The 6,279-nt window shown below is 71.4% G+C and carries 4 protein-coding genes and 1 pseudogene; 2 read left to right on the top strand and 3 right to left on the bottom strand.

Annotation, left to right across the window (positions count from 1 at the left end):
* Nucleotides 1-94 precede the first annotated feature (94 nt).
* Both ACWDX6_RS29205 and ACWDX6_RS29200 read right to left on the bottom strand, forming a co-directional pair.
* Nucleotides 95-853: pseudogene (locus tag ACWDX6_RS29205) on the bottom strand (AMP-binding protein); the annotation flags it as partial.
* Nucleotides 850-2,571 carry an AMP-binding protein gene (locus ACWDX6_RS29200; RefSeq protein ID WP_451487878.1) on the bottom strand — a complete coding sequence of 574 codons (1,722 nt, stop codon included), beginning with the start codon at nucleotides 2,569-2,571 and terminating at the stop codon, nucleotides 850-852. The pseudogene ACWDX6_RS29205 and the gene ACWDX6_RS29200, both read right to left, overlap by 4 nt.
* A gap of 117 nt (nucleotides 2,572-2,688) precedes the next feature.
* Here ACWDX6_RS29200 and ACWDX6_RS29195 point away from each other — a divergent pair, with 117 nt between their 5' ends.
* Nucleotides 2,689-3,576, top strand: coding sequence for a response regulator transcription factor (locus ACWDX6_RS29195; RefSeq protein ID WP_451487879.1), 888 nt, complete (start codon nucleotides 2,689-2,691; stop codon nucleotides 3,574-3,576).
* A gap of 54 nt (nucleotides 3,577-3,630) precedes the next feature.
* Here ACWDX6_RS29195 and ACWDX6_RS29190 read toward each other — a convergent pair whose 3' ends face one another.
* Entirely contained in the window at nucleotides 3,631-4,746 is a 1,116-nt protein-coding gene (locus ACWDX6_RS29190) for a winged helix DNA-binding domain-containing protein (RefSeq protein ID WP_451487877.1), read from the bottom strand.
* Between the two features lie 229 nt (nucleotides 4,747-4,975).
* On the opposite strand from ACWDX6_RS29190, the gene ACWDX6_RS29185 reads away from it, so the two are divergent.
* Nucleotides 4,976-6,103, top strand: a complete 1,128-nt coding sequence (locus tag ACWDX6_RS29185) for a magnesium and cobalt transport protein CorA (protein ID WP_451487876.1) — start codon at nucleotides 4,976-4,978, stop codon at nucleotides 6,101-6,103.
* Nucleotides 6,104-6,279 lie beyond the last annotated feature (176 nt).

Here is a 6,279-nt window from a genome sequence, read left to right as displayed (position 1 = left end):
TCCATTAGCTGCTCGGGTGGCAGCTCCTCCCCATCACTCACGCATGTCAGTATGCGCCCTCTGGAGCTCAGTGCATAGGTGGTCACGTATCCAAGCAGTGGTAGAAGGGGACGGGGACGCAGATCCGGTCCCGCTCGGTGTAGGCGATCATCTCGCCGACGAAGTAACCGTTGTTGAGGATGTTGCGGTGGGAGAGGGTCGCCCCCTTGGGGAAGCCGGTCGTCCCCGATGTGTACTGGATGTTGACCGGATCGTCGCAGGAGAGCGCGGCCGGCCGGAGCCCGCCGGCCGTACGGTCGAGCAGCGCGTCCCAGCTCGCGTCGCCGAAGTAGACCGTCTCCCGCAACTCGGGGCAGTGGGCGGCGACCTGCTCGACCATCGCGCGGTAGTCGCTGGTCTTGTGCGCCAGGGACGCGAAGAGCAGCGAGATCCCGGCCTGCCGGAGCACGTACTCCAACTCGTGGGCGCGGTAGGCCGGATTGATGTTCACCATGATGGCGCCGATGCGGGTGGTCGCGTACTGGACGAGCACCCACTCCGCGCAGTTGACCGCCCAGATCCCCACCCGGTCACCCTTGGAGACCCCGCTGCCGAGCAGCGCGGACGCCAACCGCTCGACGTCGGCGCCGAACCGGGCGTAGGTCCAGCGGCGCCCGGTCGGCACGTCGACCAGCGCCTCGCGGTCGGGCCAGGTGGCGACGGCGCGCTCGAGGTTGGCCCCGATGGTTTCGCCGAGCAGCTCGGGGGTGCCGGTCCCCCGCGCGTACGACAACCGCGGCTCACCGGCCGGACCCGTCGCACCGTACGGACCCGTCGCGTCGTACGGATTCCGCTCGCCGGTCCCGGCGCTCATCCGAGATCCCCCTCGCTGTACTCCGTGCCCTCGCCGTCGCCGTTCGCCGTACGCTCGCGCAGCTCGATCCGGCGGATCTTGCCCGAGACCGTCTTCGGCAGCTCGGCGAACTCGATGCGCCTCACCCGCTTGTACGGGGCGAGCACCGCGCGCGAATGGGCGAAGAGCGCCTTGGCCGTGTCGGCGTCCGGCTCCCAGCCCTCCGCGAGGACGACGTACGCCTTCGGGACCGCGAGCCGCAGCGGGTCGGGGGCCGGGACGACCGCCGCCTCGGCCACCGCTTCGTGTTCCAGGAGCGCGCTCTCCAGCTCGAACGGCGAGATCTTGTAGTCGGATGCCTTGAAGACGTCGTCGGCGCGGCCGATGTACGTGATGTAGCCCTCGGCGTCGCGGGAGCCGATGTCTCCCGTGCGGTAGTAACCGCCCGCCATCGCCTCGGCCGTGCGCTCGGGGTCGCCGTGGTAGCCGGTCATCAGCCCGACGGGGTCGTTCGAGAGGTCGAGGCAGATCTCGCCCTCGTCGGCGTCCGGCCGCCCGCTCACCGGGTCGATCAGGGTGACACGGTAGCCGAGGCTCGGCCGGCCCATGGAGCCCTCCTTGAGCCGCTGCCCGGGGCTGTTGGACACCTGGACGGCGGTCTCGGTCTGGCCGAAGCCGTCCCGGACGGTGACGCCCCAGGCCCGCCGTACGGACTCGATGACCTCGGGGTTGAGCGGTTCACCGGCGGCGACGACCTCGCGCGGAGGCTTCTTCAACTGGGTGAGGTCGGCCTGGATCAGCATCCGCCAGACGGTCGGCGGGGCGCAGAAGCTGGTCACGCCGTGCCGCTCCATCTCGGCCATCAGCCGGGCCGGGTCGAAGCGGGTGTAGTTGTGGATGAAGACGGTCGCCTCCGCGTTCCACGGTGCGAAGAGGTTGGACCAGGCGTGCTTGGCCCAGCCGGGCGAGGAGATGTTCAGATGCACGTCGCCGGGCATCAGTCCGATCCAGTACATCGTCGCGAGATGGCCGACGGGGTACGAGGTGTGGGTGTGCTCGACCAGCTTGGGCCGGGCGGTGGTACCGGAGGTGAAGTAGAGCATCAGCGGGTCGTCGGCGCGGGTGACGCCGTCCGGCTCGAAGACCTCGGCCGCGGCGGGCGCCTCGGAGGCCCCGGGCCCGCCGTACGCCTCCTCGTAGCGCAGCCAGCCGCTCCGCCCGGCAGTGCCGTCCGTACCGACGGCGATCCGGGTGTACTCCCCCGGTACGTCGTCGAACTTGCCGGTGTCCTGGGCGCGCACGATCACGTGCCGGGCGCGGCCGCGCTCGACGCGGTCGCGCAGGTCGGCGGGGCCGAGGAGCGGCGTCGCCGGGATGACGACCGCGCGCAGCTTCATGGCGGCGAGAGCGGTCTCCCACAGTTCGGTCTGGTTGCCGAGCATGACGATGATCCGGTCACCGGCGCGTACTCCCTGGGCCCGCAGCCAGTTGGCCGACCGGTCGGAGCGGGCGGACATCTCCGCGAAGCTCAGCTTCGTCTCGGAGCCGTCCTCCTCCACGATGTGCAGGGCGGTCCTGTCGTTGCCCGCCGCGATGACGTCGAACCACTCGAGCGCCCAGTTGAACCGGTCGGGCCGCGGCCAGGCGAAGCCTTCGTACGCCGTCTCGTAGTCGGCGCGGTGCTCCAGCAGGAAGTCGCGGGCGGCCCGGAACCTCTCCGTCGCGCGGGTAGCCGTCATATGTCCTCCTCGTTGCGGGACCGGTCACGGACATCGTGTAATCAGTGACCCAGGTCTCACTACCCCCGTTCGGGGGTGAAGGAGTGTTCCGTGCCCGAGCAGACGCAAGGCGGGGAGATGCGGGCGGCGCTGCTGCGGCTGCGCCGCGCGACCGGGCTGCAAGTGGTCTTCGGCGGGCTGCTGCACGACGGCCGGCGGCTGAGGATCGCGGAGCTGACGGGGACCCGGACGCCGGCCCTGCGCGGACTCGCGGTCACCGCGGGGAGCGGGCTCGGTGGCAGGTGCGTGGCCCTGTCGCGGCCGTGCGCGGTCACGGACTACCCGTCCGCCCGGCACATCACCCACGAGTACGACGGGGCGGTGGCGGCGGAGGGCCTGCGTTCGGTGATCGCGGTGCCCGTCGTCGTACGGCGCGCGGTGCGCGGGGTGCTGTACGGGGCGCTGCGCGAGGCGCTGCCGATCGGCGAGCGGGTCCTCGACGCGGCCGTGGCGGCGGCCCGGGACGTGGAACAGGCGCTCGCCGTACACGACGAGGTGCACCGGCTCCTCGCGGCGTCGGCCTCTGGGGCTTCGCTGTCCTCGGGGTCTTCGCTGTCCTCGAGGTCTTCGCTGTCCTCGGGGTTTTCCAGGCACGCGGGGCACGTGCGGCAGGTCGAGCCGTCCGGGCCCTCGTGGGAGGAGGTCCGGCAGGCGCACGGGGAGCTGCGGGAGCTGGCTCCGCGGATCGACGACCCCGAGCTGCGGGCGCGGCTGCTCGCGGTGTGCGGGCGCCTGGAGACGGCGTCCGCGGCCCCCGGACGGCCGGCGGGTGTGACGCTGACGCCGCGCGAGACGGATGTGCTGGCGGCGGTGGCGTCGGGCGCGACCAACGCGGTGGCGGCGTCACGGCTGGGGCTGCGCCCGGAGACGGTGAAGGGCTATCTGCGGTCGACGATGCGGAAGCTGGGGGCCCACACCCGGCTGGAGGCGGTGGTGGCGGCACGCAGGGCGGGACTGCTCCCGTAGCGGGCGGGCCTGCGGCGCTAGGACGACGTCGGCGGACCCCGCACCATGAGTGCCCTACGCCTCGACGGCACCGAACCGGATCTCGTACGGAAGCCCCTCCCGGGCCATGACCGCGAGCAGCCGTTCCGCCTCGCCGGTCAGCTCGGCGCGCTCGCTCCTGCCCGTACGTCCGAAGGGCTGGACGGTCATCGTCGTACGGTCCTTGGCCTCCTCCAGGCCCCAGAGCCCGGCGAGGAGGCCGTCGTACAGGAAGACGCGGTAGGCCTGGTTCCCTTTCCATCTGCGGTCGACGGCGTCGGCGGGCATGAGGCGGGTGCGGTCGGCGTGGGAGAGCAGCAGATTGTCGAACTCGGGCAGGAAGCGCGGCGGAGCCGGGGTGTCCTCGTCGGGGCGCGGGGCGTCGGGGAGGTCGAAGAGTTCGACGCCGTGCTCGTCGCGGAAGGTGAGGAGCTGGGGGCGAAGGCGTTCGAAGGCGTCCCGGAGCCGAGTGACGCCGGACCAGGTCTGCATGTCCTTGACGGAGGCGGGGCCGAAGGCGGCGAGGTAGCGCAGCACCGTGGCGTCAGGGGTGGGGGCGGGCTCGGCGGCGCGGCCGAGCCAGGCCTCGGCGGTGGTCAGGCACACCTGCCCGCTCCTGCGCCACAGGCCGCGCGGGGTGACCTGGACCAGGGGCAGCAGACAGCGCGCGGCGACGGTGAGCGCCGACGGATCGGCGTGGGGCCACTCCACCAGGAGCGCCTCACGGATCTCCTTCGGAGTACGGGGCCGCTCCTCGACGAGCTCGCGGGCGAGTGCGGCGAGCCGGTCGAGGTCGACGCCGTCGAGCCCCTTGCGGAAGATCTTGAGCTCGCGGTCGCGAGCCGCCTGCACCAAGGGCCGCAGGGTGAGCACGTCGTCGGCGGTGTGGGTGTGGATGGTGGAGCGCATGGTGACGATCCGGGCGACCTCGCGCGCCTCCATCAGCGCGGAGAGCTCCTCGGGCCGGAACCCTTCGAGCCGGGCAGCGAGCGCGTAGTACGGCGGCTTGGTGTTCTGGGCCTGGAGGCCGACGAGGTGCGCGACGGCGTCCTTCGCGGAGAGCGCGGCGGGGGTCAGCAGCAGCTGCCGTGCGAGCGTGGCGCGGCCCAGCGCACGGGCGGTGAGAACCGGGGCGGTCGACGTGGAGGCCATGGAGGGAACGCTACTCGGGCTTGAGGACGGTTACGGTCCTCAAGAGGGGACGGGCGTCGCCGGGGACGACGCCATCGCGCTGTCGCGATTCGCCCCGTATATCCTGCCCGAAGACCCTGATCAACGACCCCGTCCGAAGACCGTGATCAACGACCCTGACCGAAGCCCCTGACCGAAGGCCCTGACCGGGGTCTTGACCAGGGGGTTCGACCGCGAAGGTGGACCCACGATGTCGGAGCGCCGCCCCCGCGCAGCATGGCGGCGTCAGCCGGACCCGCCGGCCGACGCCACGCCGGTGGGGCCCGCCGCGCACGACACCGCGCGGCCGGCCGACGGCCCGAGCGTCGTGCGGGGCACCCTGTACCGCGACGGGCACCGGGTCTCCTCCCCCGACTCGCTGGCCGAGACGTTCCGCCAGCTGCGCGAGTACCCGGACGGCATGGCCTGGATCGGCCTCCACCGCCCCACCGAGGCCGAACTCCACTCCCTGGCAGCCGAGTTCGATCTGCACGAGCTGGCGATCGAGGACGCGCTGGAGGCCCATCAGCGCCCCAAGCTGGAGCGGTACGGCGACACGCTCTTCGTCGTCCTGCGCGCGGCCCGCTACCTCGACGCGCAGGAGGAGGTCGACTTCGGCGAACTCCACGTCTTCGTCGGCCAGGACTTCGTGATCACGGTCCACCACGGCCCCGCCCCGGACCTCTCCGCGGTCCGCCACCGCATGGAGGAGAACCCGGCACTCCTCGCGCTGGGGCCCGAGGCGGTCCTGTACGCGATCCTCGACGCGGTCGTGGACGGCTACGCCCCGGTCGTGGCCGGAGTCCAGAACGACATCGACGAGATCGAGACCGAGGTCTTCGGCGGCGACCCCGCCGTCTCCCGCCGCATCTACGAACTCTCCCGCGAAATGGTCGAGTTCCAGCGCGCCACCCGCCCCCTGGTGGGCATGCTGCACGGCCTGATGGCCGGCTTCGCGAAGTACGGTACGGACGAGGAACTCCAGCGCTACCTCCGCGACGTGGCCGACCACGTCACCCACACCAGCGAACGCGTGGACGGCTTCCGCCAGGCCCTGACAGAGATCCTGACGGTGAACGCGACGCTGGTCACCCAGCAACAGAACGCGGAGATGCGCGCCTTGGCGGAGGCCGGTTTCGAACAGAACGAGGAGATCAAGAAGATCTCGTCCTGGGCGGCCATCCTCTTCGCCCCCACTCTGGTGGGAACCATCTACGGCATGAACTTCGACCACATGCCGGAGCTGCACTGGGTGTACGGCTATCCGTTCGCGATCCTGCTGATGGCAGTGGTGTGTTCGAGCCTGTACGTCATCTTCAAGCGGCGGGACTGGCTGTAGACGGCGGGCGAGAGCCCCTGATCGAATTCGGTACAGCGAACGTACCCGAGGGGTCCGGGGCCCTGGGGAGAATGCGCGGCGCTGGGGAGCGGGCGATTGCCTTCCCCGCCTTGAGTGCCACGCCCCTGAGGCGGCGTGACGGAAGTCGACCCGCCACTGCGGCCGTCACTGAGAGT

The sequence above is a fragment of the Streptomyces sp. NPDC003027 genome (assembly GCF_053591435.1).
Note: the sequence above shows the minus strand (reverse complement) of the source record. Positions and strands in the feature narration are given on the sequence as shown.